This window comes from Scandinavium sp. (assembly GCF_032012665.1).
Classification (GTDB): Bacteria; Pseudomonadota; Gammaproteobacteria; order Enterobacterales; family Enterobacteriaceae; genus Scandinavium.
In genome coordinates this window covers 99,247-125,771 of record NZ_DALZVG010000004.1, presented here as the reverse complement: position 1 = coordinate 125,771, position 26,525 = coordinate 99,247, and the positions used below count along the sequence as shown (strand labels likewise).

The following is a 26,525-nucleotide window of genomic DNA, read 5'->3' as shown; positions in this document are numbered from 1 at the left end:
CGGAGGCTATTGATATGGTTGCGCAATGTCTGGTTCATCTCGCTCATCCATTACGGATCCAGGGCAATGTGATTGAAGCGCATTTACCCGGAACGCGTATCGGTGAGATTTGTGAGATTCAGAAATCCTTACTTGAACCACAGGTGATGGGGTTTGCCCAGGTGATTGGCTTTAATAAGGAGCACACGCTACTCAGTCTGCTCAATGACAATCAGGGATTTTCACGCAGCAATGTTCTCCTGCCGACCGGTAAGCCGTTTCGTATCGCGGTGCATGAAAACATTGCCGGGTCGATCATTGACGCAACCGGTACAGTTCGGGGGCGGCTGGATGAAGGGGAGCTACCGCCGATGACTGGAGCGGTTCGTCTGGAAGCCAGCGGTTCGCCAAGGGATTTTACCCAGCGTAAGCCTATCGCTGAAAGCCTGGCGACCGGCGTGCGGGCGATTGACGGTTTGCTGACCTGTGGACGCGGACAGCGTATGGGGATTTTTGCCGCGGCGGGCTGCGGCAAAACCTCGCTTATGAGCATGATTATCGAACATTCCGAAGCGGATATTTACGTCATCGGATTGATCGGTGAGCGTGGGCGTGAAGTGACAGAATTCGTCGAGGAGTTAAAACGTTCCTCGCGTCGATCGCAAATCATTCTGGTCTATGCCACCTCGGACCGCTCCTGCGTAGAGCGATGCAACGCCGCCCAGGTTGCCACCACTATCGCCGAGTTTTTTAGCGAGCAGGGTAAAAACGTCTTGCTGTTTGTCGACTCGATTACCCGCTACGCCAGGGCGTTACGCGACGTTGCCCTGAGTATGGGGGAGTTGCCGGCCCGACGCGGCTATCCCGCCTCGGTGTTTGAAGCCTTGCCAAAGCTGCTGGAGCGGCCTGGACGATTCCTCACCGGTTCTATCACCGCCTTCTATACGGTGCTGATAGAAAACGAAGAGGAAGCGGACGTTATCGGAGATGAGGTGCGCTCGATCCTGGACGGGCACATTTATCTCAGCAAAAAACTGGCGGCCAAAGGGCATTATCCGGCCATCGATGTGATGCAGAGCATCAGCCGTGTGTTTACGCAGGTGACCAGTGAGGATCACCAGCAGCTGGCAACGCGTTTTCGTGAATATCTTGTCCGGCAAAAAGAGATGCAGCTGTATCTGGACCTCGGCGAATATCGCCGGGGTGAGAACGCGGAAAATGATGCTGCCTTTGATCGCAAAGCGCATATGGAGGCATTTCTTCAACAGCGTATGACCGAGAAAACGGTGATGCAGGCTTGTCTGGAGAATTTATATGGAAGCGTGGCGTAAAGGTCGTGAGTTTGTCGGGATGCTGGAGCGAAAGCAGCAAACGCTACAGCAAAATATCGTTAAAACTGAAAACCAGTTAGCACAGGTGAAATTACAGATAGAGCTTCATCAGCAAGAATTTACCGATATCAACCAGCAAATAAAAATGTTGACGCCCGCAGGGGTACTGAGTCGTGCAGATATTTATAAAGGGATACGACAGCAGGGTGCTTTGCTGACGCACCAGCAATATGTGTTCCATAAAATAAGTCAGCTGGAAAGTGAGCAGCACAAGCTGGAGCAATTAAAACTACAGCAGCGAAGCGCCATGACCCGGCTTGATAGGAAACATTACAAACTTAACCATTATTTGCAGCCGTTACGCCGTGACTATATTCGTCGCCGCGATAATGCCGCTGAAAATGAAATTCAGGAGCTTGCGGGATATGGTCGAAAAAGTATCTGAGATAAAACCAAACGCCTCAATGGATATTGAGGTGAAGCCCGATGATGGCGCTTTACTGGAATGGATTGAGAAAAAGAAAAAACAAAATGAGCGTGACGGGAACACGCTTCCTCCCGCAACGGTGACGGCGCAGATGCTCGTGCAGTTGCTTAACCGCTCCGTTGGCGGCGGCGGGCTAAAAATCGCCGGCGACACTCAAGAGAAGGCGCTTCCGGCTAGGGATGCAGCACATCATTTTCCGGCGGGGGAGCAACGACTTCTTCGTACGGCTATGGCTGGTCAGAGTGTAGTGCAGATCGCAAAAGAGCAGGCCGCGGTGAGAACGCCAGCTATCGCCACCGCACCTCAGGCAACGAACGACAGCAGCGCCGCGAGCGTTCATGTCGGGCAGCAGCCTGCTGCGCAGCCTCGTTATGAGGTGAAAAATAAGCTGCCGCAATCCGTTTCAGTGGCGATGGCTTCGACGTCGACTACAGCTCCCACGCTGACGGACATCCTTAGCGACGATTCAGAGGCGAAGCGGCTTAACCGGGGTTCCCACGATCTGCAGCGTAAAGAGGAGCCGGCCGATGTGAAGCTTACCCTTCAGGCGGGGAAAACGCAGGATGCTGTGCCAGTCCGCCAGCACGAGGTAAGCCATCAGCAAAGTCAGACGCCAGTAACACAGCAGCAGATGAAAAATCTACGGGTGACTCAACAAGCGGTCGACCCGGGCGTGAAGGGAGCGAAGAATCTGGAGCTGGATTACCCCTTCAGAAGCTGGGCAGGCGAGCATTCGGTAAAGGTCACGGTTCCGACGCAGTCCCTGCGTGAGGGCAATATCACCTTATTGCCGTCTGACCCCCGCGCCGCCGATGCTTTATTGCGCCATATGAGCCAGCTCAATGGGCTGTCGCCTGACCTGCTCCAGCCGGGACAGGACAGCGATGAACAGCGCCAGCAGCAGCACGCTCAGCAGGATGAGGAGCAGGAATGAGCCTGCGTGACCATTTGCGCTTAAGCGATGCGCATCAGCAGCGTCTGGCCGTGCTTCGTCATCGATATCCCACCGGAGAGGTGATCAAAACCGATCCTGAGGCGCGGTATCTGCAGATCCATCTGCAAAATGAACAGCAGGAACAGGCACTGGCCTGGTTCGACGCAGATCGCTGGCTGCAGGCGATGGACGTCCAGCTGCCAGCTATTCCATGGAAAGAGGTGCCTTCTGACTATCTTGCAGGCTGGCTGAATCGTCTCCAACTGAGCTTTTACTGCGAAGAAGCGGTATGGGCTGCACAGGCTATAACGGTGTCTGCGACAGAGATGCCTGAATACGCGCTGTGCCTGCCTGCCGAGCCGTGCCCGCTTTGGTGTCTCGGATGGCCGAATGAAGAGCGTGTCCCGCCGCTAAGCAATGTTCCGGCTCAGGCGATACCTTTCCGCCTGCAGGTTACGCTGGGCCATAGCTGGCTTAGCCTGCAGCAGCTCGCCGGGTTGAGCGAAGGCGATTTGCTGTTGATGACAACGCCCTCGGCCTTTTTGTCCGTCGGGCAACAACGTCTTTATCACATTACTCATTATAAAAATCAGGAGGTCAGAGTGGGAGAGCCCTTTACAGAGCAGCAGGAAACGTATCGTGAAGAGGAAGAGGCGTTGTTTGAATGGGGGGCGTTACCGGTGGAAGTTGAGTTCGTGCTTGATGGGCAGAACGTGACGCTGGCGGAGCTGGAAACGCTCGCGCCGGGTATGGCATTACCCGTCAGCCAGGGCGCCGAGCAGAATATGAAAATCTACCTCAATAAAAAATTGTTTGCGCGCGGTGAGCTGGTGGCGCTTGAAAGTGGCGCTCTGGCCGTCGAAGTCCGGCAGGTCAATGCCGGGTTAACGAGTGAGATGGATAGCACCGATGCTGAATAATGATATTTCGCTTATTGCGATACTCTCATTCTTTACGCTGCTCCCTTTTATTATTGCCGGGGGGACCTGCTTTATTAAATTCTCAATCGTGCTGGTGATGGTGCGCAATGCGTTAGGGATCCAGCAGGTTCCCTCAACGTTGACCCTGAATGGCGTAGCGCTGGTTCTCAGCGCTTTTGTCATGATGCCGGTGTGTCAGCGTATTTCTGATTATATTGAGACTAACCATATTGATTTTAATAGCAGCCAGTCGGTAACACAGCTGACGGAGCAGGGGCTTGGGAGCTATCGTGACTATCTGGTGCGTTATTCCGAGCATGATTTAATCCGCTTCTTTAATCAAGTACAGCAGCAGCGCAGCGGTGAGCCTGTACCCTACGTTGAGGATCACGAGCTCAGCTCATTATCCCTGATGACGCTGATGCCAGCCTATGCATTGAGTGAGATTCAGAGCGCGTTCAAAATTGCATTTTATCTCTATGTCCCTTTTGTGGTGATAGATATGGTGGTTTCCAGCATCCTGCTGGCCCTGGGGATGATGATGATGAGCCCGGTGACGATATCCATTCCGATTAAATTAATTCTATTTGTCTCGATGAATGGCTGGGCTTTATTGACAAAAGGATTGATCGCTCAATATGCCGATCTGATGACATCATGAACAATATTTTATTTATAGGAAATTCAGCGCTGCTGGTGGTTCTGAAATTGACGGCGGTGCCCATTGCGTTTGCGACAATTGTCGGGGTGATTGTGGGTCTTTTCCAGACCATCATGCAGATTCAGGAACAGACATTGCCCTTCGGGCTGAAAATGCTGGCGGTGTTTGCCAGTATTTTTATGCTGATTGAGTGGTTTTCCGCTGAAATGATGAACTTTGCCACCCAGGCTTTTTATATGGCCTTTCATTAAAACGGAATTAATATGCTGTTTGTTGCACTTTATCTCAATTTTCAGCACAGCGTGCTGACGTTTGTTATGGTGTATGCGCGACTGGCGATAATTTTTTATATGTTGCCAGTGCTCGGTGAACGGGTCTTATCCAATCTGATTATCAAGAACACCATTATTTCCCTGACGATTATTGGCTTATGGCCCTGTTTTGCCCAGGAGATAGTGCCGGAGCAGGGCTGGCTTATTATTCTGGTGAAAGAGTGTCTTGTCGGTCTGATTTTGGCCCTGACGCTGTGCGTCCCGTTCTGGGTGGTGATTGGACTGGGTGAAATTCTCGATAACCAGCGTGGCGCTACCATCAGTGACAGCATTGACCCGGTCAACGGTGTGCAGAGCTCCATTCTTTCCGGCTTTCTCAATTTTGCCTTTGGCGCTATTTTCTTCGCCAGCGGCGGCATGCTGCGGCTGGTTGAGGTCATGAGTCAAAGCTACCAGATGCTGCCGCGAGGCAGCATGCTGGAGGGTGTTCACTGGGAGCAAGCGGGCGTTCTTATTCAGCTGCTGATGCAAAACAGCATTTTGCTGGCCGCGCCGGTGATGCTGGTCATGATGACCGCCGAGATGCTGCTGGGCGTGTTTGCACGTTACTGCCCACAGCTCAACCCCTTCTCGTTGTCATTAACGATTAAAAGCGTTATCGCCTTCGCCGTATTCCTGTTTTATGGCTTTCAGGCGCTCACCGAAAAGCCGCTGCACCTGTTTTCCCTGTCGGGCTTCCAGCGATTTATTTCTTAAGAGGATGCCATGGCGGAAAAAACAGAACAGCCCACCAGTAAAAGAAGAAAGGATTCGGCGAAAAAGGGGCAGACGTTTAAAAGCAAAGATCTGATCACCACGCTTATTTTAGTCGTGGGGATTTACTTTATTGCTCATGCCATGAGTTTTGGCCCCTTTATCACTTTTTATACTCTACTGCTGCGCCAGCCCACCGGTATCGGAATAAATGATTTCCTGCTGGCGCTGGCGCAGATTTTCTTCCTGCTGTCGCTGCCCTTTATTGCGGTTTGCACGATAGTGGGCTTTGCCGCAACGCTGCTGCAGACCGGTTTCGCCATTGCCACGGAGGCCATCAAGCTCAATTTTAAAGCGCTGAACCCGGTGGAAGGGGTAAAGAAAATATTCAGCATGCGCACCGTAAAAGAGCTGGTGAAATCGCTGTGCTATCTGGTGGTGTTTGCGGCGACCTGCCACAGCCTTATTCACAACGACCTTCGCCAGGCATTAACGCTCTATCGCGCAGATATTCCGGGGCTGGTGGCGGTCTGGGTTTCTCTGGCAGTCAAAGCCGTGCTGGTGTTTATTGCCTGGTCAATCTTCGTACTGCTCGCCGATCTTCTCGTGGAATATTTCCTGCACTTCAAAGATATGAAAATGGATAAGCATGAAGTGAAACAGGAGCATAAAGAGAGCGACGGCAACCCACAGATTAAGAGCGCACGGCGTCGTGCTCATCAGGAAATCCTTACCGGCGAGGAGATGGCTGCCGTACGTAATTCAGAAGTGGTCATGGCGAACCCCACGCATATTGCCATGGCAATTTACTTCAACCCTGAGATGGCCTCTTTACCTTTCATCGCGCTGCGCTGTACCAATATGAAAGCGAAAGCGGCTATTGCCTACGCTGAAAAAATAGGTGTCCCGGTGGTGCGTAATATCGCTCTGACTCGCCGGCTCTATCACGCATACAGTCAATTTAGCTTTATTTCGCTAAACGACGATTTGCTGATGGACGTAATGGATATTCTTATCTGGTTACGTCAGGTCGAGGCCGCTGGTGCAGGTTATGGACTACCGGCAGACGTTGATGATGAATCCCCCCGTCGTGATTTAGCTGAACGGCCATAACCTGCGCACAGGGCTGTGCGGTTTTTTTGTATTAACGATTTCGGCCCGACAGTAAGATAACGCCATCTTCTTTACTGTCTGCCTTGCGTTGAATGGCGGTTCTCATACGTTATCTATAAATAAGGAAAAAGACAGCAATGGCTAACAAAAATATGTTGGATTTCCTCAGTGAGGATGAGGAATTTAAATCAGATGAGGAGCTTGAGATTTATTCTGAACAGCTTCTCGATGCCATCCAGAATGGCGCGACCCTGAAGGATGTGCAGGGGGTTTCCAGTGATACGATGCAGGACGTGTATAAACTGGCATATGATTTTTATCATCAGGGTAAGCTAAATGATGCTGAGTCATTATTTCGTTTTCTCTGTATCTATGATTTTTATAATCCAGAGTATGCCATGGGCCTGGCGGCAGTTTATCAGCTGCGAAAAAACTATGCCAAAGCCATCGATTTTTATGCCCTGGCGTATTCACTGTCCCGTGAAGATTATCGCCCAATGTTTTATGCGGGACAGTGCAACCTGATGCTGCGTCAGGCTGCGCAGTCGCGTAAGTGTTTCGAAATTGTCATTAATCGTTGTAACGATGCGTTATTAGTTGAGAAGTCGAAAATATATCTTTCTGCATTAGATAAATTAAAACACGACGAAACAGAGCAGGATCAAATCTATGAGGAATAACAATGAACATGCGTGTTGATAATTTTGATGCCGTTAGTCACCACCAGACGGACGTCGAAATTAGAAAGGTTATGCTTAAGCGTCAGTCCGATGAGGCGAAACGTCTGGCTAACGACAGCTACAAAAATCATGCTCAGGCCGACATCGTTCGTGGTGCCGTCCAGTCTTTAGATCTACAGCAGCTGATGGCGGTACTCAAGAATACCCAGCAGGCACTGGGCGGAAACGGCGGTACAACCAACCTGAAGGGGCAGGAGCTCCCTGAACTTCAGGCACCGTCTACCGGCAACACCGAAGGGAAAGAGGCCATTAGTGGGACAAGATCGTCAACTTCGGCGACGATGACCGAACTGCTGGGCAAAATCACGCAGCTGACGGCGGATACCTCCCTGGACAAAATGATCGCTCAGCTTAACACCTACAACGAAATGATGCAGGGAATGTCCAGCGCCTATTCGGAAATGGCAAAGCAGCTTGAGCAGCAGGGGGGCGAATGGGCCAACGATCTTGATGCGCTGCATGAGGCACAGCAGCAGGCCGACGGGCTGGAGAGCGCCAGGGATAATGCGCAATCTGCATTGAACAACGCCCAATCAAAACTCGACGAACTGGAAGCGCAGGCGGCGAAGCAGAATCCGGTTTCCGACGATCTTAAAAAGCAGATTGCTGCCGCAAAAGCTCAAGTCTCCAGCGCACAAAACACGCTGACCCTTGCCAACAACACCTATAACACCTTTGTCGAAAAAAACCTCAATCCGGCGATAGCTGCTGAGAGCAATTCGCGCATGGCGCTGGAGAGCACCCAGGCAAAAACGCAAACGCTGATCAACTCCCTGACGCCGCAGCAGCACATCAACGTTGAGGCGCACCGAAAACAGAATGACGATCTGTCGAAAAGCCTTAATTTCCTGATGGCCCTGATGTCTCGTCTGATTGAAAAAAGCACCAGCGACGATCTTGAGGCCACGGCGGAGCTGAAGCAAAAGCTCGCAGAAGCGTCACAAAAAGACGCAGAGAAGAAGGCCAAAGAGTATGAGGAAGAGGTCCGCAAGGCCGAAGAGATGCAAAAAACGATGGGCTGCCTGGGCAAAATTCTCGGCTGGCTGATCACCGCTGTCAGTTTCGTGGCTGCGGCTTTTACCGGAGGAGCATCTTTGGCTCTCGCCGCCGTTGGCCTGGCGTTGGCGATTGGTGATGAAATCAGCCAGGCCGTCTCGGGGCGATCGTTTATGGCCGACGCGATGCAGCCAATCATGGACGCCATCGTCAAACCGCTGATGGAGCTGTTCGGCAAAATGTTCAGCGCGCTGCTGGAAAGTTTTGGCGTCGATAAAGCGACTGCTGAAATGGCGGGCAAGATCATGGGCGCGATTGCCGCCGCGGTGGTCCTCATCGCTGGGGTAATGGTTGCCGGTAGCGCGTTGAGTAAAGTCTTTGGCGTGGTGATGAAAAAGCTGGGCATGGAAGTGGGCGAAGAAGCCAGTAAAACCATGGGCAAAAGCGTCGCCGCTGAAATTGAAAAAGAGGTGGTTGAGGATCTTGCGCAGACAACCCTGCGTACCGCCGCAAAAGAAGTGGCGAAGGATGTGGCAGAAGAAGTGTCGGAGCAGGCAACCAAATCGACGATGCAGCGCCTGATGGACAGTGCGGTCGGTCAGGTATTTAAGCGTCTTAGCCAGGGCTTTGGTCGTGCGGCCGGCATGGACGAGGTGAAGATGAACGTCATTTATAACCGAACCCAAATGGCACTCACCGGCGCGTCGGTAGCGAACACCGCTATTCAGGTGACCGGCAGCATTCTTGTCGCGGACATGATGGTTGAGGCATCGAAGGCCAAAGCGCAAATGATGAAGGATGCGGCGCTTCAGGAGCTGCTCAATGAAATGATGACGCGTGCCATTGATTCCTTTACGCACCGAATGGAGAGCGTCAATCAGATTGTGAAAAATATGTCTGCGGTTGCCGAAACGCAATTACAGGCCGGGAAATATATTACCAAACAAATGAGCGCCGTTGCCGGGTAAGCGCCCGGTAGCGTAATGCTGCATATCTTCATTAGCACAAGGAGTTTTATTCATATGGTTACCGCAGTTAATACTCAGGCCCCACGCGTTGCGCAGCTGGAGTTCAACGAAAGCCAAAAAACAGCAAATATTCAACAGGAAACGCGTAATCCGCAAAGTATGTCCGCGATGGTTACGGAAGAGGGCATGCTTTCCGTATTAAACGATAAGCTCAGCCTGAGAACGGATAGCGTACGCGCCAATGCGGCGCAGGCCAGCGCGGCGAATGTGAATGCGGAAAGCGCGATGCCGACCGTCACGCTTTCTGTCGCGGGTGAAGGCGATGCCAATAAAGCAAAACTGCTGGCCGATGCGGCTCCGGCCGCAATGATGTCTCAGACGAATATCACTCAGCCGAATAATAAATCCGCTGATAGCCGAAGTGCCGTGGACGCCGCAGGCGGTACCTCCGCGCCGTCTGCCGGTCAAAAACGCACGCTGCCAGCCGTCGAAGGAGGCACCGACGTTACGGGTGCAAGTGCAGCCAAGCGTGTCAGAACGGAGGAAACAGACTCCACGACCACCCAGGCCGCCAGTCGTAAACGCGCTCATTCGGCGGACGAGGGGGCTGATAATGCCGCGCCGGCTAAGCGTGCCTTTGTGAATGTGGTTGGGCCGATGAACCAGCTTATTCTGAACAATAAGCTGACCGTGGCGCTGCGCGACAGCGAAAACAGCCAGAATCTCCAGGCGGCAAAAGCCTCTGAGCGCTTTATTAAATCCACCGCCATCAGCGCCCAAAAAGGGGTGGATGCGGCCGAAGAACGACGCGATGGTGCCATTGTTGGCGGTGTGACGTCGGCGGTTGCTCAGGGCGGTATGGCCGTCGCCTCCACCAGAGCCTTGCAGAAAGAGAACAATTCCCTTAACAACAACGTCCGCGTGGCAAAAAACCAGGAGTTTGGCGTGGCGGCACATGGATCGTCCATCGGCAATGCTGGCGACTCTATGATCCAGAAAGGCGCACGTTCCATGGACAACAAGCTGAAAGATACTCTGTCCGAACCGCATGCTAATGAGATGCTGAAAGCCGGGAATAAACATATTAACCACAGCGAAGTTGTTAATCACACGCAGAAAGTTCGTGTGGTCACCGAACTGGGTAACCAGCTGGCAAACACCACCCGCAATATTACTGAAGGTGCCTATAACGTGAATGCCGCCGAGAAGCAGGGCGAGAGTGACCTGGCTCGCGCGGACGGTACGCTTAACACCGAACTGGCGAATACGCATTCCCAGGGGGCTAAAAAGGCCGCTGAAACCCGCGCGGCGCTTAATCAGGCCAGCGAAAACGTGCTCAACACCAATAACGGCGCCGCCTCTTCAATTGCTGAACGCATGCGTTAATTTTCATTTTAATAAGGGTGGTATCACCACCCTTTATTTCTGAGAGGTAGATAACTATGTGGCCCATTACCGCTTCGGCTCCCGCTGTTCGCCCTGTTGCAGTAGACCATCATGAAACGCATGCCGCCAGAGCGGCTGAAGCCAGCGCAGGAACCGACACTGAATTGAATAGCGTGGCGTTAAAAAAACTACGGGCAGCAGAACAGATCATACCGGTACTTGAGTCCCCAGCGCGCGCGGAAAAGCTCGACCAAATCCGGGCAATTCTCAGTAAGCATGGATTTGACACCTGCAAGGAGGATTGGGACCGAAGCAAGTTCAAGGCATCGATGTCGCAGCTCAGCTATGTAAACGAGAAGCTGACACCCGACGACGATATTGCCAGCTCAGTCGCTAAGCAACACAAACGCGTGGCGGAGACCGCAGACGTCATTTCCACCGTTAAAGGGGATATTCAAAAGGCTCGAACTCAGGCGAACTTATCCGTGATGGAGTTTAAAATCGAGCAACAAAAGGCGCTGCTAAAACAGGCCGTAACGGAGGCGGACGAAGAGAATGAAAAGGGAGGGAAATTCACCGTCAACACCAGCTACAGTGAACTTTGGGCTGCGATGGCAAAAGCAATCGGCAGCATCAAATCAGACTATGTCGATTTCTATGCCGATTTGATGCAGAAATACACTGAATTATACGAGGCCTATAATAATACTGTTCAGAAGGCCAGTGCCAATGCGGTTAAGGCCGGTGAAGATGGCAACAATGTGGATTTCAACAACAGCACCATGCAGCAGGGTTACACTGATTTCAATAATGCAGTGAAGGACATAGACCCAGGTAGCGTGGAGAACTGGAGTTCAATGTCTCAGGAAGAAAAAGACAGCATGACGGCCACCCTTGAACCGGCTTTTAAAATTGACCAAAGCACCGGTAAAATTAGCTTTAACCTGGACCAGTATCATAACAGCCCCAATTTCCCGAGTGACGGCAGCGGTAAAGTATCCACTGCAAGCTATCAGGCATGGTTAGCCACGTTTAATGCCGTTGGTACAGGGCTGCAAAGTAATATGCAATCTTTTGCCCAGCGCTACACTCAGGCAAACAGCACCTTTGATAACCTGAATAAAGTGTTAAGTGGCGCAATCAGTTCGCTGGCCGACAGTGCCAAAGAAGTGTTCCGTAACCTGGTATAACGGTCAGGAATCATCATTATGTGGAAAGTCAATTCCTCATATAACAGTTTATATTTATGCAATCCGTCGCAAGGGATATGTGAACCCTCGGGTGAATTTAATCGTCGTTATATGGGGTTTCGTCTCGATGCTTCTACGGATGACCACCCTCTTGTGCGGATGAATTATAGTGCATCCGCAGAAGGTGAGAGTGGCTTTCGCAACAGCTGCGTTGGTGTGTCCGTAAGACCAAATAACCACTACTCAAGTGCAAATCCTCAGCGCTATGAATACTTTGTCTTCCCACGACAACGGGTTGTAATCCAACAGGTCGCGGGGGATAAGCCTGCTAACCGGGCGGTGGTTCAGATTAACCCGGAGACGCCGTCAGCGTCATTCAGAGAGCGCTCGGATGATAGCGTAAAATCCGCTTCAGGTTTTCGTCGCCTGTTAACGTGGTTCACTCAATTACTGACGTCCTGCTTTAAAACGAATAAATAGTTCTGGGAGATATTCTTATGCCTGGCGTAACCGCTGCGTCATCACAAGCAATTCGTGATATTTACAATGAAGGTGTGCATAAGACCGCTAATGCCACCGGGAAATCTGTTTTTTTAGATTCTGTTACCTCGGCAAAAATGAGTGCGGAAGAAAGATTTTTGCATGAACCTCATATCACCATTCACGCCCGGGATCTTTTTCATGCCGCTATTCCTAAGAGGTATATTACTGAGTTAAATACGGCACCACTCAGTGAAGAAGGGCATGCGATCAAAAAATTTCTGGGGCTTATCTCCGAAGAGGTGGTGCTGAATAAAAACAGTGAGGATATCGCTAAGTTTCAAAAATTGTGCATGAAGTTAAGCGCTACCAATGGTCGCCCCGAAAAGGAGCGTAAATTACAGGGCGATCTTACTCACCTGGCGCAGAAATACGGTAAGGCGGCAAGTGAGAATATCGTGAATACTTATGTTTCGCACTGCGTTGGCGCATGGGTAAAATATCATAATGACAGAGGAATAGACGTTACTGACAAACCGATCTTCAACGAGCAGTTCGATGGAATTATTTCGGTTTGCAAGGATACCATGCAGAGGTTGAGCGGTTCTGTTTTACCGTGGGAACGCATGACGCAAGAGATGGAGTTTTTAGCCGCGGACTGCACTGCGCTTTCTAAGACGATGGTATTCCACGACGTAGAGGATGCGCCACCGCCAGCAGCACCCGCCGGGCCGCAGGAGCCTGCGGAACCCAAGCCGGATGATGCGGGCGAAAAATATTTGCTCCTCGGTGGCGCGGATAAGGGAGGTATCACGCTTCACATCGATAATTCAAACCGAAACGGTGACGTGACCAATACCACCACAGGACCCGATGCCCGCCATGCACCGGAGGACCCGACGTCCAGCATGATGGGTAAAATTCTGGGTTCTGACCTGAGCAAAGAGATGAGGTTCGAACTGGCGAAAGCCTTTATCGACACGCTCGGGGGGAATCGCATTATCAACGTTGTTGAGAAGGTGCAGCCATACCAGCCAGCAGCCCGGAGCGTGGACCTACTGGCTCCCCCAGGCAATAAGCAAGACGAAGCGGGCTTTGAGCCTGTTGAGCCGGCGGTTAAACACCTCACTCAAGCGAATGAAAACCGTGTCGCCAATAATAGGGTTATACGGGATGAGCGCCTCATTCGATCCGAAACCGACAGAGCAGACAACGGCAGGGATCGTGGTACACAGACTCAGGCGCAAAAGCATCCTGAGAAGCCTGTTACTACTTCACAGACAACGAGCATCAATGACGTTGAGCAGCTCAGAAGCACTGAACGAACGGTCAACCGGTTTACCCGACACCAGCCGGTTCATGTGCAGCATTATGCTCCGCTGAACTTACCCGCTGAAACGCCGAAAGCGTTGAAGAGTGTAGCGGGAGCCTCAATGACATCCTCGCAGACCGGAGCAGAAACGGCCCTGAAAAAAACGCGGCAGAATGATGCTGACCGGTTGGCCAGTATCGATACAAAGGCTGCGATTGTGGAAGGCGAAACGGTTCTGACCGCAAGGCTGGTGCAGCAACAGGTACAGCAGTTGCCTGAGGTTAGTTTCCCGGAGCGAGTATCCCTTGCCGACGATAACGACGTAGATGCAGCGACGTCGGTAAACGGCGAACGCCACGGCAGCGTTGAGTCACTGAGCGATGAGGATCTTGCAGATTTTACGCCTTTCGAAGTCCCCCCCAGGTGGCACGACAATCCGCTCTATAAGGGTGAGGAAAACGTCCCATTTGAAGAGATGATTAAAAAAGCCGCCGAGGCGAGTCAAACCCGCATCGCACAGGCGCAGATTTTAGAGCAGCCGCAGAATCAATCCTTCAGGCATAGTCAGCAGAGACTCTCTGTAGATTCGGCGGCCAGATTTAGCAGCCATGCTGATAGCGAATTGAGTGACCCGCTGGGTGACGATGATGATTCAGCGTCCACCGTTAGCAGTTATGCTGACAGCGAATTCAGTGATTCGGTGAGTGATTATGATGACTTAGCGTCTGGCGTTGACAGTGATGTCGACAGCGAGGTCAGCTACGTTAACGTTCCGGCTTATTCACGCAACAGGCTGGACAATAACGTAGAGCCGTCCTCCCTGGCAGAAAAGCTGAAAGCTGCGCTCGAGGAGCGCGAAAAGCGCCTGGCGCAAGAGCAGGCTTTAGAGCTACCGCGGAATCAATCTGCAAGGGACAGTCAGCCGGGCCTGCCGCTGCAAAGCGTCGTTGATGTTAAGGCCAAATCGGCAGAATTCAGACCGGCGAATCTGGCGGGGGTAAATCATCATCATCAGACCGAGGGCAATTCCGGCGAGAAGACTTCTCCGGATAATCGGGTATTCACCACCATCAGGACGCATAACCGCTGGGATTACAAAGATCGACCGGTCAATCATTTTGCGCCAATGAATCAACCTGTCGAGGTTGACATATTTAAAAGACGTACGGATGCCCCGGTGAATACAGTGCTCAATTCTGCGGCCGTAAAAGAGGATCGTGATGAGTGAGACCATAATTGAAAATCCTGTGGAATCACTGGTAGTTAATCTTATTTATCAGGTTAATGGCGTGCTGCCGCGAGATATGAAGCTGCAGGACCGCCTGATCGACGATCTTCTTATGGACTCCGTTGAGTTAATCGATCTTCTTATGCGTCTTGAAGAGGCAGGTGTCATTATTCCTGAGTCAGAAATTAACTCGAGATTAACGGTTGGTGACATAGTCCAGCGCGCTGGTCAGTCAGTAGTCAAACCTTAGTCAGTCGAATTATGCCCTCCTGGATGAGCGCAGTAATGAAGCTGTTGTGGTAAAGGGGGCGCTTGAACTAAATGATGCACGTGCTTATCAAAAATGCAGCGGTATAACTTTACGCAACGATTGAATCAAGCCTGCTTTGCGGGCTTTTTTTATTTGACTCTATAAAATGGAAAGATAAGTGAAAATAATATCGGATGATGTTTTTTTTACCTATGGGATGGATCATCTAACACATTATTTCAGACCTGCGACCGGTGATGAAATAACTGTTTTTGATTCGGGACATCAACATGTCTATTTTTTTAATGCAACACAGATGCGAAAAAATAAAATAAACGATCCTTTTAGCGCACTGGTTTATTGCCGCAACCTTAACGTCCCACGCGATGCCTCTGTTGCTATAACGCTACAGCATTTGAAAAAGAGCAACGGCATTGCCGGTACGGTCACGCCTCTGACCGAAAGAGAAGAGCGCATACTGCGCTCCCTGTGTCAGGAGACCAGCGTGACGTCATTATTAAAATGCTATGGCATCAGCAGCAAGACCTTCAGCACGCATAAAAGAAACGGTTTACGCAAACTGGGAATCAAAAACACGGTAATGCTTTATTCACTGTTAGAGGCATGGAAGGGGAAATGGGGAATCATTTTCCCGGAATATGGAAGGCAAAGCCTGCAGCGACGACAAAGACGGCGGATGTCGGTGTTGCCCGGGGTGTAAAAAAAATCCACGCCGCGGCGTGGATTATGTAAGGCAGGAACAAGGCTTAGACGTTGAACAGGAAGTTCATCACGTCGCCGTCTTTTACGATGTAGTCTTTGCCTTCAGCGCGCATTTTGCCGGCTTCTTTCGCGCCTTGCTCACCTTTGTAGGTAATGAAGTCTTCGAAAGCGATAGTCTGTGCGCGGATAAAACCTTTCTCGAAGTCGGTGTGGATTTTACCGGCGGCCTGTGGGGCGGTCGCGCCGACAGGGATGGTCCACGCGCGCACTTCTTTCACGCCTGCGGTGAAGTAGGTTTGCAGATTCAGCAGTTCATAACCGGCGCGGATCACGCGGTTCAGGCCCGGCTCTTCCAGACCCATTTCAGCCATGAATTCATCACGGTCGGCGTCGTCCAGCTCGGCGATATCGGACTCAACTGCTGCACACACGGCAACGACAACAGAACCTTCAGCCGCGGCGATTTCGCGCACTTTGTCGAGGTACGGGTTGTTTTCAAAACCGTCTTCGTTGACGTTGGCAATGTACATGGTTGGCTTCAGGGTCAGGAAGCTCAGGTATTTGATCGCGGCTTTGTCTTCGTCAGTCAGGTTTTTCAGCGCGCGCAGCATACCGGCATTTTCCAGCTGCGGCAGGCATTTTTCCAGTGCGGCCTGTTCGGCTTTGGCGTCTTTGTCGCCGCCTTTGGCTTTCTTCTGCACGCGGTGCAGAGCGCGTTCACAGGTATCGAGGTCGGAGAGCGCCAGCTCGGTATTGATAACGTCAATATCGTCTGCCGGATCGACTTTGTTATTCACGTGGATGATGTTGTCGTTTTCAAAGCATCGCACCACGTGGCCGATTGCTTCGGTTTCACGGATGTTGGTCAGGAACTGGTTGCCGAGTCCTTCACCTTTGGACGCGCCTTTCACCAGACCGGCAATGTCGACGAATTCCATGGTGGTCGGCAGGATACGCTGCGGCTTAACGATCTCAGCCAGCGCATCGAGACGCGGATCGGGCATTGGCACGACACCGGTGTTCGGCTCGATGGTACAGAACGGGAAGTTAGCCGCTTCAATACCGGCTTTGGTGAGCGCGTTGAACAGGGTGGATTTGCCGACGTTAGGCAGACCGACGATACCGCATTTAAATCCCATGATGTAAATCACCTTAATCTTTGATAATCAACCTGTTGCGTTGAACAGATTGCAGAAAAGTAAACAACTTTGCCTATTATACACGGCGCAGGGCAAAATTGCCGCTCGCAGGGCGTTATTGTGCTTTAAAAGCGTGTAAGCGGTTGGTCGCTTTAGTCAGGCCGTCTTTCAGCCACACTTCGGTACAACGTACCGCTTCGTCAACCGCTTCGTCTATCAGCTTCTGTTCCGACAGCGGAGGCTTGCCCAGCACGAAGCCGACAACTTTGTTTTTATCGCCCGGATGGCCGATTCCCACGCGTAAGCGGTGAAAATTCGGGTTATTGCCGAGCTTGCTGATGATGTCCTTCAGGCCGTTATGGCCGCCGTGGCCGCCGCCGAGTTTAAACTTCGCGACGCCCGGTGGCAGATCGAGTTCGTCGTGTGCGACCAGAATCTCATCTGGCGCGATACGGAAGAATGTGGCCATGGCTGCCACGGCTTTGCCACTGAGATTCATAAAAGTCGTCGGTACCAACAGACGCACATCTTCGCCTGCCACGTTAATGCGTGAGGTATAGCCGAAGAACTTGCTCTCTTCGCGCAGCGGGGCGCGGAAACGATCGGCCAGTAAATCCACATACCAGGCCCCGGCGTTATGACGGGTCGCGGCATATTCCGCCCCCGGATTGGCGAGGCCGACAATCAGTTTAATCGTCACGTTTTTGTCCTGAGTGAGTCGATAGCTGGCGCGTAGTGTACTGTAATCGCGGCGGCAGACAAAATTCTGCAGGCCGAACGGCGCAGAGCGGATAGTCACCACCCTGAACCATTAGAATTGCATAGAGTTCAGCCGTTTATTTGTAAAGTTATGTTGCTTATATGTTCGCAATTGTGATCGCTGACGCACTCAATGGCGGGAGTGTTGTCTATACTTTACACACAAGGACCAGGGGTATTCCCTGTCAACCCAAAGTTCCGGAGGTGACATATGAAACGCAGAAACGCTTCGCGACTCGGTAACGTGCTCATGGGTTTAGGGTTAGTCGTCATGGTCGGGGGAGTCGGTTACTCTATTTTAAACCAGCTTCCACAACTTAACCTGCCGCAGTTTTTCGCGCATGGCGCGGTGCTGAGTATTTTCCTCGGTGCCGTTCTCTGGCTGGCGGGCGCCCGCGTTAGCGGTCATGAGCAGGTAAGCGACAGATACTGGTGGGTGCGCCATTACGACAAGCGCTGTCGTCGCGACAGTCACCGCCATAGCTAAGATTCACAGAACGGCTCCCGTGGGAGCCGTTTTCATTTACTGCCCGGATGAACCCAGGAAAGGGCGTAGATACATACCCACTGCTTTACTGTGATACGTCACGTTGTGCTCAAACCGAAAGCCAAAACGTTCAGCCAGATGAATGGAACGCTGATTTTCCTCATCAATGATACAGCACAGCGGCATGTTCACATTTCTGTCAGCCCATTGCAGCATCGCGTCCAGCGCTTCGGAGGCATAGCCTTTGCCGTGTACTTCTGGCGTGAGCGCCCAGCCGGCTTCCGGAAACGCCAGGGCAGGCGTCAGATCTCGCTTCGCGTCCTGTAGCCCAAACGAGCCGATGTAACGGTCGGACTGTTTCTCAAACACGGCCCAGTATCCATACCCGAGCGCCTGCCAGTGACCGATATAGCGTAGAAGTCGGTTCCAGCTCGCTTCTGCACTTTGAGGCTCGCCACCGATAAACTTCACCACGCCAGGATCGGCCCAAAAGGCGGCCAGTGGAGCAAAATCATCCACGGTAAACTGCCGTAAAACCAGGCGTTCAGTTTCCAGTCGGGGGGCTTGAGTGAGCATATCCATCCTTCGCGATCCTGTTTATTACGGCTGATGATTGCTGATATCGGCAAGCGCCGCATCACGATTCGGGTAAAACGACAAACGTCCCGCAATGGGCTGTACTCCCGCGCGGGCAAGAGTGCGTAGTGGCTGGAATTCAAGGTTCGATACGCGCAGTTCACAGCCATCCGGCAGACGACTGACGAAGCGCTGAAAAGCTTCCAAACCACCTGCATCCAGCACCGGAACCGCATCCCACTTCAGCACCACGATGCGTTTCCCTTCAATGCGCGACTGTAAATCGAGGAACACGCTTTCGGCTGCGGCGAAAAACAGAGGACCGATCACCCGAATAACCAGCACGTCGTCCGGCACCGCCACGTTCACCGGTGCGAGATGGGTCATTCTGGCGATTCGACGCATAAACAGCAGTGACGCCAGCACAATACCGACGCTGATGGCGATGACCATGTCAAACAGCACCGTCAGCGACATGCAGATAAGCATCACCACGATGTCGTCTACTGGCGCACGGCGCAGCAGATTGATGACCTTGTGCGCCTCGCTCATGTTCCACGCTACCATCAGCAGCAGAGCGGCCATTGCTGAAAGCGGCAACCAGGAGAGCAGTGGCGCCAGCACCAGCAGCGCCATGATCACCAGCACGGCGTGCAGGACGGCTGAGACAGGCGAAGTGGCTCCGGCACGCACGTTGGCGGCTGAACGCGCAATGGCCGCGGTGGCGGTAATACCGCCAAAGAACGGCGCAATCATGTTGCCGAGGCCCTGGCCAATCAGCTCGTTATTGGCTTTATGGCGCGTGCCCGTCATGCCGTCCAGCACCACGGCGCACAGTAAAGACTCAATCGCGCCAAGCATCGCCATGGAAAATGCCGCAGGCAGCAGCGCCTGCAAGGAATCCCAGCTGAGCGTAAAGCCTGAGTCCGGCATGTTCCATGGCAAGACCAACTGAGGCAAAAGTTGCGGAATGCCGTTGCCCTGAGTGCCGTCGCTGAGTACATAGTGGAATTGCGAACCAATAGTGGCAACATCTCCACCGAGCAAATTGACCACGCCCATTACCGCACAGCCTGCCAGCAGGGCAGGCAGGTGACCCGGTAAGCGCAAACCCAGACGGGGCCAGAAAATCAGAATGCCCAGCGTGACGATGCCAATGGCGGCATCGCCAGGATTCAGGCCCGGCAAAGCCATCACCAGCGCGCCGACTTTCTGCCAGAAATGTTCCGGCATATGCGCAATTTGCAGGCCAAAGAAGTCTTTGATCTGCATGGTGGCGATGGTGATGCCGATCCCGGAGGTGAAGCCGAGGGTGACGGAGATCGGGATGTACTCAATCAGGCGACCGAAGCGGGCTAAGCCGAATAACACCAGAAAGACGCCGGACATCAGCGTTGCCACCAACAGACCCGCCAGACCGAACTGCTGAGAAACCGGATAAAGAATGACGACAAAGGCGGCGGTGGGGCCGGACACGCTGTAGCGAGATCCCCCCGCCAGCGCAATCACAATCCCGGCTACGGCAGAGGTATAGAGGCCATATTGCGGTGCCACGCCGCTGCCGATGGCCAGCGCCATCGCCAGTGGAATGGCGATGATCCCGACGGTGATGCCGGCGATCAGGTCGCGGGTAAAGCGGCTAAGGGTGTATTTTTCTTTCCAACAGGCGTCGATAAGAGCGCGAAACGGCATGATATCTGCGAGTGTTGATCTGTTCACAGTGAGCTTCATCCCTATGCGCATCATTTGTCGAATGGATGGCAAATGAAGGAGGCATTAGTCATACAAAACGGTTAATAACATAAAAAAACCCGCCGCAGCGGGTTTCTTGTACCGGGTTCAATCAGTGTTCGAACATGGCAGAGATGGATTCTTCGTTGCTGATACGACGAATCGCTTCCGCCAGCATGCCTGACAGGGTCAGAGTACGGACGTTTGGCAGCGCTTTGATTTCATCCGACAGCGGGATGGTATCGCAAACGATCACTTCATCAATGACGGAGTTACGCAGGTTGCTTGCCGCGTTGCCGGAGAAGATTGGGTGAGTGGCGTAAGCAAATACGCGTTTTGCACCACGCTCTTTCAGGGCTTCGGCGGCTTTGCACAGAGTGCCGCCGGTGTCGATCATGTCGTCAACCAGCACGCAGTCACGGCCAGCGACGTCACCGATGATATGCATCACCTGAGAGACGTTAGCGCGCGGACGACGTTTGTCGATGATCGCCATGTCGGTATCGTTGAGCAGCTTGGCGATAGCACGGGCACGCACCACGCCGCCGATGTCCGGAGAAACCACGATTGGGTTTTCCAGCTTCAGCTGCAGCATGTCTTCGAGCAGGATTGGGCTGCCGAATACGTTGTCTACCGGTACGTCGAAGAAGCCCTGAATCTGTTCAGCATGCAGGTCTACGGTCAATACGCGGTCAACGCCGACGCTGGACAGGAAGTCCGCGACAACTTTGGCAGTGATTGGCACACGAGCGGAACGTACGCGACGATCCTGACGGGCATAACCAAAGTAAGGGATAACGGCGGTGATACGGCCTGCGGAAGCACGGCGCAGGGCATCGACCATGACAACCAATTCCATCAGATTGTCGTTGGTTGGGGCACAAGTGGACTGGATGATGAAAATATCACCACCGCGTACGTTTTCGTTAATTTGTACGCTGACTTCACCGTCGCTAAAACGACCTACGGCGGCGTCGCCAAGAGAAGTGTACAGGCGGTTGGCAATACGTTGTGCTAGTTCCGGGGTAGCGTTACCAGCAAAAAGCTTCATATCAGGCACGAGAAGAACCTCAGGCATGCGTCCAGTGGTGGATGAATGGGCCAAAAACTGTGCGGGCCAGGCGCATTTCATCCAGGCGGTGTATTAATGAGCACGATGCAACGTCTGGAACGGGGTGACGTTGTCACCGAAACTCAGTCTGCTCCTTCGATGGTGTGCATTAACGGTGAAACGTTCACACCGCGGGCGATAAAGCCCTGCAGCCATTCCGGGGCTTGCTCAAGCACCTGGCGGGCAGCGGATTCGGTGTCAAATTCAGCAAACACACAGGCCCCTGTGCCAGTCAGGCGCGACGGGGCGTATTCTAACAGCCAGGAAAGCGCGGCATCAACCTTACGAAATCGTTTTCTTGCGATAACCTCGCAATCGTTGCTGAATTCACATTTTAGTAACGTTTCAATTGACCTGCGCGGTGAATTTCTGGGCAATTCCGGATCGTTAAAGATAACCGGGGTAGGAATGCTCTCGCCCGGATGCGCCACCAGGTACCATTTTTCCGGCACCGTGACCGGCGTGAGCAGCTCGCCAACGCCTTCAGCAAAGGCGGCATGGCCCCGCACAAACACCGGCACGTCCGCGCCTAGCGTCAGACCAAGCACCGCAAGTTCATCGGCGGAAAGCCCGCAGCGCCATAGATGATTTAATGCAACCAACACCGTTGCGGCATTCGATGAGCCACCGCCCAGCCCGCCGCCCATCGGCAAACGTTTATCGATGCTGATATCTGCGCCCACGCCTTCCGCCAGACGCCCGCTGTCTGCCGCCGCTTTCATCAGCAGGCGCGCGGCCCGCACGATCAGATTTTGTTCGTCAGGTACGCCCTCAACGGGCGTTAGCAGCCGAATATCACCATCGTTGCGCACATCAATGGTTATTGTGTCGCCATAATCCAGAAACTGGAACAGCGTCTGCAACGTGTGATAGCCATCGGCACGCTGGCCGGTGATATAGAGAAAAAGGTTCAGCTTCGCCGGGGAGGGCCAACGGGTGCTCATTTAACGATCCAGCTATCCATTTTGAGTTTGATGCGCTCGCTGCCTTCGGTCAGCTCCATGTTTGACGGCAGGGAGGGTTTGCTGTTGCTGTCGTAGCCGCTGTACACCACCTTCCAGGTTTTACCGTTCTGGGTATAGTTCAGCTCGCTCAGGCGCGCCTGGTCGTCGAGCTTATAGTCGGTGGCATCGCCCGGCAGGCCGAGGATCCACTGGCGCAGGCTGTTGAGCGGAATTGGCATCCCGGTGAGTTTGCCAATCATCTCTTCGGCATCGGTTGAGGTGTAGGACTGGCCTTTGTTATCAATCAGCGTCACGCTGCCCGGGCTCGCGGTAAGCGAAAGCTCGGTGCTGCCCAGCGGGTTGGTGAGCAGAAGACGGTAGTTATCTTTGCCGGTTTGCTGCCAAAAGAAGCGGGCATACACTTTCTGCTCATCGTTCAGGAAGGCGAACGCGCCACGGGTCTGATACTGGCTGAGCTGACGCACTTCCTGCTGATGCTGCTGCCACTGTGGGGAGTCCGGGCTTTTACCCGGGCCTTTCGGCGCATTAATGGAGCAGGCGGAAAGAACCAGCGCTGCCAGCGGCATCAGGCGTAAAACAGAGGTCAGCTTCATTGAAAATCCTTGAGTTGCGTTGCAGTTATCACCGTCAATGCTAGCGCCGCCTGCGGGCAGCGTCTACGTTCAAGTTGTCCCAAATCATAATATTACCGATTACTCCGAAAGGGGGCCGTCTCTTTTATTGACCTTGCGCATCCTGTATGATGCGCTCAGACTAACCTTATCAACGCTGGTACTACTCCTGCATTCATGACGCTCCTGGCACTAGGCATTAACCACAAAACCGCACCGGTTGCGCTGCGAGAACGCGTTGCGTTTTCGCCCGATACGCTCGATCTGGCGCTGGAAAGTCTTCTGTCCCAGCCGATGGTGCAGGGCGGTGTGGTGCTGTCGACGTGTAACCGCACGGAGCTTTACCTCAGCGTTGAAGAACAGGAAAACCTGCAGGAATCGCTCATCCGCTGGCTGTGCGATTATCATCAGCTGAATGAAGAGGACCTGCGCCAGAGCCTCTACTGGCACCAGGATAATGACGCGGTCAGCCATCTGATGCGCGTGGCGAGCGGCCTGGATTCCTTGATTCTGGGCGAACCGCAGATCCTCGGACAGGTCAAAAAAGCTTTTGCCGATTCCAGCCGCGGCCATCTTAACGTCAGCGAGCTGGAACGCATGTTCCAGAAATCCTTCTCCGTCGCCAAGCGCGTGCGCACGGAAACCGATATCGGCGCCAGCGCCGTGTCCGTTGCTTTTGCTGCCTGTACTCTGGCGCGTCAAATCTTTGAATCCCTGTCGTCGGTGACCGTATTACTGGTGGGCGCCGGGGAAACTATCGAGCTGGTTGCACGTCATCTGCGTGAACATCGGGTCAAAAAAATGCTGATCGCTAACCGAACCCGCGAACGTGCACAGGTGCTTGCCGACGAAGTGGGCGCGGAGGTTATTGCGCTGAGCGACGTCGATGAGCGCCTGAAAGAGGCCGATATTATCATCAGCTCCACCGCCAGCCCGCTGCCGATTATCGGCAAAGGCATGGTCGAGCGCGCCCTGAAAGCGCGCCGCAATCAGCCGATGCTGCTGGTGGATATCGCCGTGCCGCGCGACGTGGAACCGGAAGTCGGCAAGCTTGCCAACGCCTATCTCTACAGCGTGGACGATCTGCAAAACATCATTCAGCACAACCTGGCGCAGCGCAAAGCCGCCGCTCAGCAGGCTGAAACGATCGTCGAGCAGGAAACCAGTGAGTTTATGGCCTGGCTGCGTGCGCAAAGCGTCAGCGAGACCATTCGTGAATACCGCTCGCAGGCCGATCTGGTGCGTGATGAGCTCACCAGCCGGGCGCTGGCCGCGTTACAGCAGGGCGGAGACGCCGAAGCCATTATGCAGGATCTGGCGCGTAAGCTGACCAACCGCCTGATCCACACGCCAACGAAATCACTTCAGCAGGCTGCCCGTGACGGGGACGATGAACGCCTGAATATTCTGCGCGACAGCCTCGGGCTGGAGTAGCGCTGCTCTCTCAAATTCTTATTACAGGGTGAATTCACGCCTATGAAGCCGTCTATTGTTGCCAAACTGGAAGCGCTGCACGAGCGCCATGAAGAAGTCCAGGCGCTGCTGGGAGATGCCAGCACCATCGCCGACCAGGAGCGTTTTCGTGCCTTATCAAAAGAGTACGCGCAGCTGAGCGACGTGGCGAAATGTTTTACCGACTGGCAACAGGTGCAGGAAGACATTGAAACCGCGCAAATGATGCTGGACGACCCGGAAATGCGCGAAATGGCGCAGGAAGAGTTACAGGAAGCCAAAACCAAAGGCGAACAGCTGGAGCAGGATCTTCAGGTTCTGCTGCTGCCAAAAGACCCGGACGACGAACGTAATGCGTTTGTAGAAGTGCGCGCAGGAACAGGCGGAGATGAAGCGGCGCTGTTTGCCGGAGATCTGTTCCGCATGTACACCCGCTATGCAGAATCTCGCCGCTGGCGCGTGGAGATCCTGAGCGCCAACGAAGGCGAACACGGTGGCTTTAAAGAAGTGATTGCCAAAATCAGCGGCGACGGTGTTTACGGTCGCCTGAAGTTTGAGTCCGGCGGTCATCGCGTGCAGCGCGTCCCGGCCACGGAATCGCAGGGTCGTATTCACACTTCTGCCTGTACCGTCGCGGTTATGCCGGAGCTACCTGAAGCGGAGATGCCGGACATCAACCCGGCCGATCTCCGTATTGATACCTTCCGCTCCTCCGGTGCGGGCGGCCAGCACGTAAACACCACCGATTCCGCCATTCGTATTACCCACCTGCCGACCGGCATTGTGGTGGAGTGCCAGGACGAACGTTCGCAGCATAAAAACAAAGCGAAAGCGCTCTCGGTACTGGGTTCACGTATCCGCGCGGCTGAAATCGCCAAGCGCCAGCAGGCGGAAGCCTCTGAGCGCCGCAACCTGCTCGGCAGCGGCGATCGCAGCGATCGTAACCGCACCTACAACTTCCCGCAGGGTCGCGTTACCGACCACCGCATCAACGTCACGCTGTACCGTCTTGATGAAGTGATGGAAGGCAAACTCGACATGCTAATCGAACCGATCGTCCAGGAATACCAGGCCGATCAGCTGGCGGCGCTGTCCGATCAGGAATGATGAATTTTAAGCAGTGGCTGATTCAGGCGATTGAGCGTCTCGCAAAAAGCGAAAGTCCGCGCCGCGATGCGGAGATTTTACTCGGCTTTGTGACGGGCAAAACGCGCACCTTCATTCTGGCGTTCGATGAAACGAACTTAACCGCTGAAGAGAGCGAGCGGCTGGAAGCGTTGCTGGCGCGCCGGGCGAGCGGTGAACCCGTTGCCCATCTGGTCGGCATGCGCGAGTTCTGGTCGCTGCCGCTGGAAGTTTCCGCGGCGACGCTTATCCCGCGTCCGGACACCGAATGTCTGGTGGAGCAGGCGCTGGCGCGTTTGCCTGATGCATCCTGCGAAATCCTGGATTTGGGCACCGGTACCGGCGCGATCGCGCTGGCGCTGGCGAGTGAACGGCCGGATTGCCGGGTAACGGCGGTGGATTTTGTGGCCGAAGCCGTGGCGCTGGCAAAACGCAATGCGTTAAGCCTGAATATCGACAATGTGACGATTACCCAAAGCAACTGGTTCAGCGCGCTCGAAGGGCAGACGTTTGGCATGATTGTCAGCAATCCGCCCTACATCGACGCTGAAGATCCGCATCTTGGCGAAGGCGACGTGCGCTTTGAGCCTCTGAGCGCGCTGGTGGCGCCTGATGAAGGGCTTGCCGATCTTGCGCATATTATCCGTGCAGGAAAGCGCTTTCTGCTGCCCGGCGGCTGGATGCTGCTGGAACATGGCTGGAAGCAGGGCGAGGCGGTTCGCGAGCTTTATCAGCAGGCCGGTTACGATGAGGTGGAAACCTGCCGTGACTATGGCGGAAACGAGCGCTTAACGGTGGGGAGACGGAATGCTGACTGAAAGCCCGTTTAGCGTTATTATTAGCATC

26 protein-coding genes are annotated in these 26,525 nt (G+C 53.5%); 19 read left to right on the top strand and 7 right to left on the bottom strand.

Features of this window, described 5'->3' with window-relative positions:
- Positions 1-14 precede the first annotated feature (14 nt).
- The 15 genes from sctN to RTU33_RS05375 all read left to right on the top strand — a co-directional run bounded on the left by sctN (position 15) and on the right by RTU33_RS05375 (position 15,721).
- A complete protein-coding gene (gene sctN / locus RTU33_RS05445) occupies positions 15-1,310 on the top strand; it encodes a type III secretion system ATPase SctN (protein WP_312625836.1) in 1,296 nt (431 codons plus the stop codon).
- Complete coding sequence (locus RTU33_RS05440) at positions 1,294-1,755, top strand: type III secretion system protein (protein ID WP_312625835.1); 462 nt, start codon at positions 1,294-1,296, stop codon at positions 1,753-1,755. The genes sctN and RTU33_RS05440 overlap by 17 nt, the downstream gene beginning before the upstream one ends.
- Positions 1,736-2,731: a hypothetical protein gene (locus tag RTU33_RS05435; RefSeq protein ID WP_312625834.1), complete on the top strand. Its 996-nt coding sequence runs from the start codon at positions 1,736-1,738 to the stop codon at positions 2,729-2,731. Before RTU33_RS05440 ends, RTU33_RS05435 begins: the two co-directional genes overlap by 20 nt.
- On the top strand, positions 2,728-3,651 hold the full coding sequence (locus RTU33_RS05430) for a FliM/FliN family flagellar motor switch protein (RefSeq protein WP_312625832.1): 924 nt from the start codon (positions 2,728-2,730) through the stop codon (positions 3,649-3,651). Before RTU33_RS05435 ends, RTU33_RS05430 begins: the two co-directional genes overlap by 4 nt.
- Positions 3,641-4,312, top strand: a complete 672-nt coding sequence (locus tag RTU33_RS05425; protein ID WP_312625830.1) for an EscR/YscR/HrcR family type III secretion system export apparatus protein — start codon at positions 3,641-3,643, stop codon at positions 4,310-4,312. Before RTU33_RS05430 ends, RTU33_RS05425 begins: the two co-directional genes overlap by 11 nt.
- Positions 4,309-4,563, top strand: a complete 255-nt coding sequence (gene sctS, locus RTU33_RS05420; RefSeq protein ID WP_312625828.1) for a type III secretion system export apparatus subunit SctS — start codon at positions 4,309-4,311, stop codon at positions 4,561-4,563. The genes RTU33_RS05425 and sctS overlap by 4 nt, the downstream gene beginning before the upstream one ends.
- A gap of 12 nt (positions 4,564-4,575) precedes the next feature.
- The gene (gene sctT, locus RTU33_RS05415) at positions 4,576-5,340 is read left to right on the top strand and encodes a type III secretion system export apparatus subunit SctT (RefSeq protein ID WP_312625826.1); all 765 of its coding nucleotides are present in this window, start codon (positions 4,576-4,578) and stop codon (positions 5,338-5,340) included.
- 9 nt (positions 5,341-5,349) lie between these two features.
- Positions 5,350-6,450: an EscU/YscU/HrcU family type III secretion system export apparatus switch protein gene (locus tag RTU33_RS05410; protein ID WP_312625824.1), complete on the top strand. Its 1,101-nt coding sequence runs from the start codon at positions 5,350-5,352 to the stop codon at positions 6,448-6,450.
- Between the two features lie 137 nt (positions 6,451-6,587).
- A complete protein-coding gene (gene sicA, locus RTU33_RS05405) occupies positions 6,588-7,130 on the top strand; it encodes a type III secretion system translocator chaperone SicA (RefSeq protein WP_312625823.1) in 543 nt (180 codons plus the stop codon).
- A gap of 2 nt (positions 7,131-7,132) precedes the next feature.
- A complete protein-coding gene (sctE, locus tag RTU33_RS05400; RefSeq protein ID WP_312625822.1) occupies positions 7,133-9,154 on the top strand; it encodes a type III secretion system translocon subunit SctE in 2,022 nt (673 codons plus the stop codon).
- A 54-nt stretch (positions 9,155-9,208) separates the two neighbouring features.
- A complete protein-coding gene (locus tag RTU33_RS05395; protein WP_312625820.1) occupies positions 9,209-10,540 on the top strand; it encodes a hypothetical protein in 1,332 nt (443 codons plus the stop codon).
- A 56-nt stretch (positions 10,541-10,596) separates the two neighbouring features.
- Positions 10,597-11,730, top strand: a complete 1,134-nt coding sequence (locus tag RTU33_RS05390; RefSeq protein WP_312625819.1) for an IpaD/SipD/SspD family type III secretion system needle tip protein — start codon at positions 10,597-10,599, stop codon at positions 11,728-11,730.
- A 497-nt stretch (positions 11,731-12,227) separates the two neighbouring features.
- Entirely contained in the window at positions 12,228-14,750 is a 2,523-nt protein-coding gene (locus RTU33_RS05385) for a hypothetical protein (RefSeq protein WP_312625818.1), read from the top strand.
- Complete coding sequence (locus tag RTU33_RS05380; protein WP_312625817.1) at positions 14,743-15,000, top strand: acyl carrier protein; 258 nt, start codon at positions 14,743-14,745, stop codon at positions 14,998-15,000. Before RTU33_RS05385 ends, RTU33_RS05380 begins: the two co-directional genes overlap by 8 nt.
- A gap of 178 nt (positions 15,001-15,178) precedes the next feature.
- Positions 15,179-15,721 carry a LuxR C-terminal-related transcriptional regulator gene (locus tag RTU33_RS05375; protein ID WP_312625816.1) on the top strand — a complete coding sequence of 181 codons (543 nt, stop codon included), beginning with the start codon at positions 15,179-15,181 and terminating at the stop codon, positions 15,719-15,721.
- A gap of 46 nt (positions 15,722-15,767) precedes the next feature.
- On the opposite strand, the gene ychF is transcribed toward RTU33_RS05375, so the two are convergent.
- Both ychF and pth read right to left on the bottom strand, forming a co-directional pair.
- Entirely contained in the window at positions 15,768-16,862 is a 1,095-nt protein-coding gene (gene ychF, locus RTU33_RS05370; RefSeq protein ID WP_312625814.1) for a redox-regulated ATPase YchF, read from the bottom strand.
- 115 nt (positions 16,863-16,977) lie between these two features.
- Complete coding sequence (gene pth / locus RTU33_RS05365; RefSeq protein WP_312625981.1) at positions 16,978-17,562, bottom strand: aminoacyl-tRNA hydrolase; 585 nt, start codon at positions 17,560-17,562, stop codon at positions 16,978-16,980.
- Between the two features lie 270 nt (positions 17,563-17,832).
- Between pth and ychH the strand changes: the two genes are divergently transcribed.
- Complete coding sequence (ychH, locus tag RTU33_RS05360; protein WP_312625813.1) at positions 17,833-18,108, top strand: stress-induced protein YchH; 276 nt, start codon at positions 17,833-17,835, stop codon at positions 18,106-18,108.
- A 36-nt stretch (positions 18,109-18,144) separates the two neighbouring features.
- On the opposite strand, the gene RTU33_RS05355 is transcribed toward ychH, so the two are convergent.
- From RTU33_RS05355 to lolB, 5 genes are all read right to left on the bottom strand, one after another.
- Positions 18,145-18,684 (bottom strand): GNAT family N-acetyltransferase, encoded by a 540-nt coding sequence (locus RTU33_RS05355; protein WP_312625980.1) that lies wholly within the window; start codon positions 18,682-18,684, stop codon positions 18,145-18,147.
- Positions 18,685-18,708: 24 nt separating this feature from the next.
- On the bottom strand, positions 18,709-20,403 hold the full coding sequence (gene dauA / locus RTU33_RS05350; protein WP_312625811.1) for a C4-dicarboxylic acid transporter DauA: 1,695 nt from the start codon (positions 20,401-20,403) through the stop codon (positions 18,709-18,711).
- A 124-nt stretch (positions 20,404-20,527) separates the two neighbouring features.
- Complete coding sequence (gene prs / locus RTU33_RS05345) at positions 20,528-21,475, bottom strand: ribose-phosphate diphosphokinase (protein WP_097164424.1); 948 nt, start codon at positions 21,473-21,475, stop codon at positions 20,528-20,530.
- Between the two features lie 134 nt (positions 21,476-21,609).
- Positions 21,610-22,470, bottom strand: a complete 861-nt coding sequence (ispE, locus tag RTU33_RS05340) for a 4-(cytidine 5'-diphospho)-2-C-methyl-D-erythritol kinase (protein ID WP_312625809.1) — start codon at positions 22,468-22,470, stop codon at positions 21,610-21,612.
- Entirely contained in the window at positions 22,467-23,084 is a 618-nt protein-coding gene (lolB, locus tag RTU33_RS05335; RefSeq protein WP_312625808.1) for a lipoprotein insertase outer membrane protein LolB, read from the bottom strand. Before lolB ends, ispE begins: the two co-directional genes overlap by 4 nt.
- A 195-nt stretch (positions 23,085-23,279) precedes the next feature.
- Here lolB and hemA point away from each other — a divergent pair, with 195 nt between their 5' ends.
- Genes hemA through prmC form a run of 3 tightly spaced genes read left to right on the top strand, consistent with a single transcriptional unit; the run spans position 23,280 to position 26,497 of the window.
- Positions 23,280-24,536 (top strand): glutamyl-tRNA reductase, encoded by a 1,257-nt coding sequence (gene hemA, locus RTU33_RS05330; RefSeq protein ID WP_312625807.1) that lies wholly within the window; start codon positions 23,280-23,282, stop codon positions 24,534-24,536.
- Positions 24,537-24,578: 42 nt separating this feature from the next.
- Positions 24,579-25,661 (top strand): peptide chain release factor 1, encoded by a 1,083-nt coding sequence (gene prfA, locus RTU33_RS05325; protein WP_312625806.1) that lies wholly within the window; start codon positions 24,579-24,581, stop codon positions 25,659-25,661.
- Positions 25,661-26,497, top strand: a complete 837-nt coding sequence (prmC, locus tag RTU33_RS05320) for a peptide chain release factor N(5)-glutamine methyltransferase (RefSeq protein WP_312625979.1) — start codon at positions 25,661-25,663, stop codon at positions 26,495-26,497. Before prfA ends, prmC begins: the two co-directional genes overlap by 1 nt.
- The last annotated feature ends 28 nt before the right edge of the window (positions 26,498-26,525 follow it).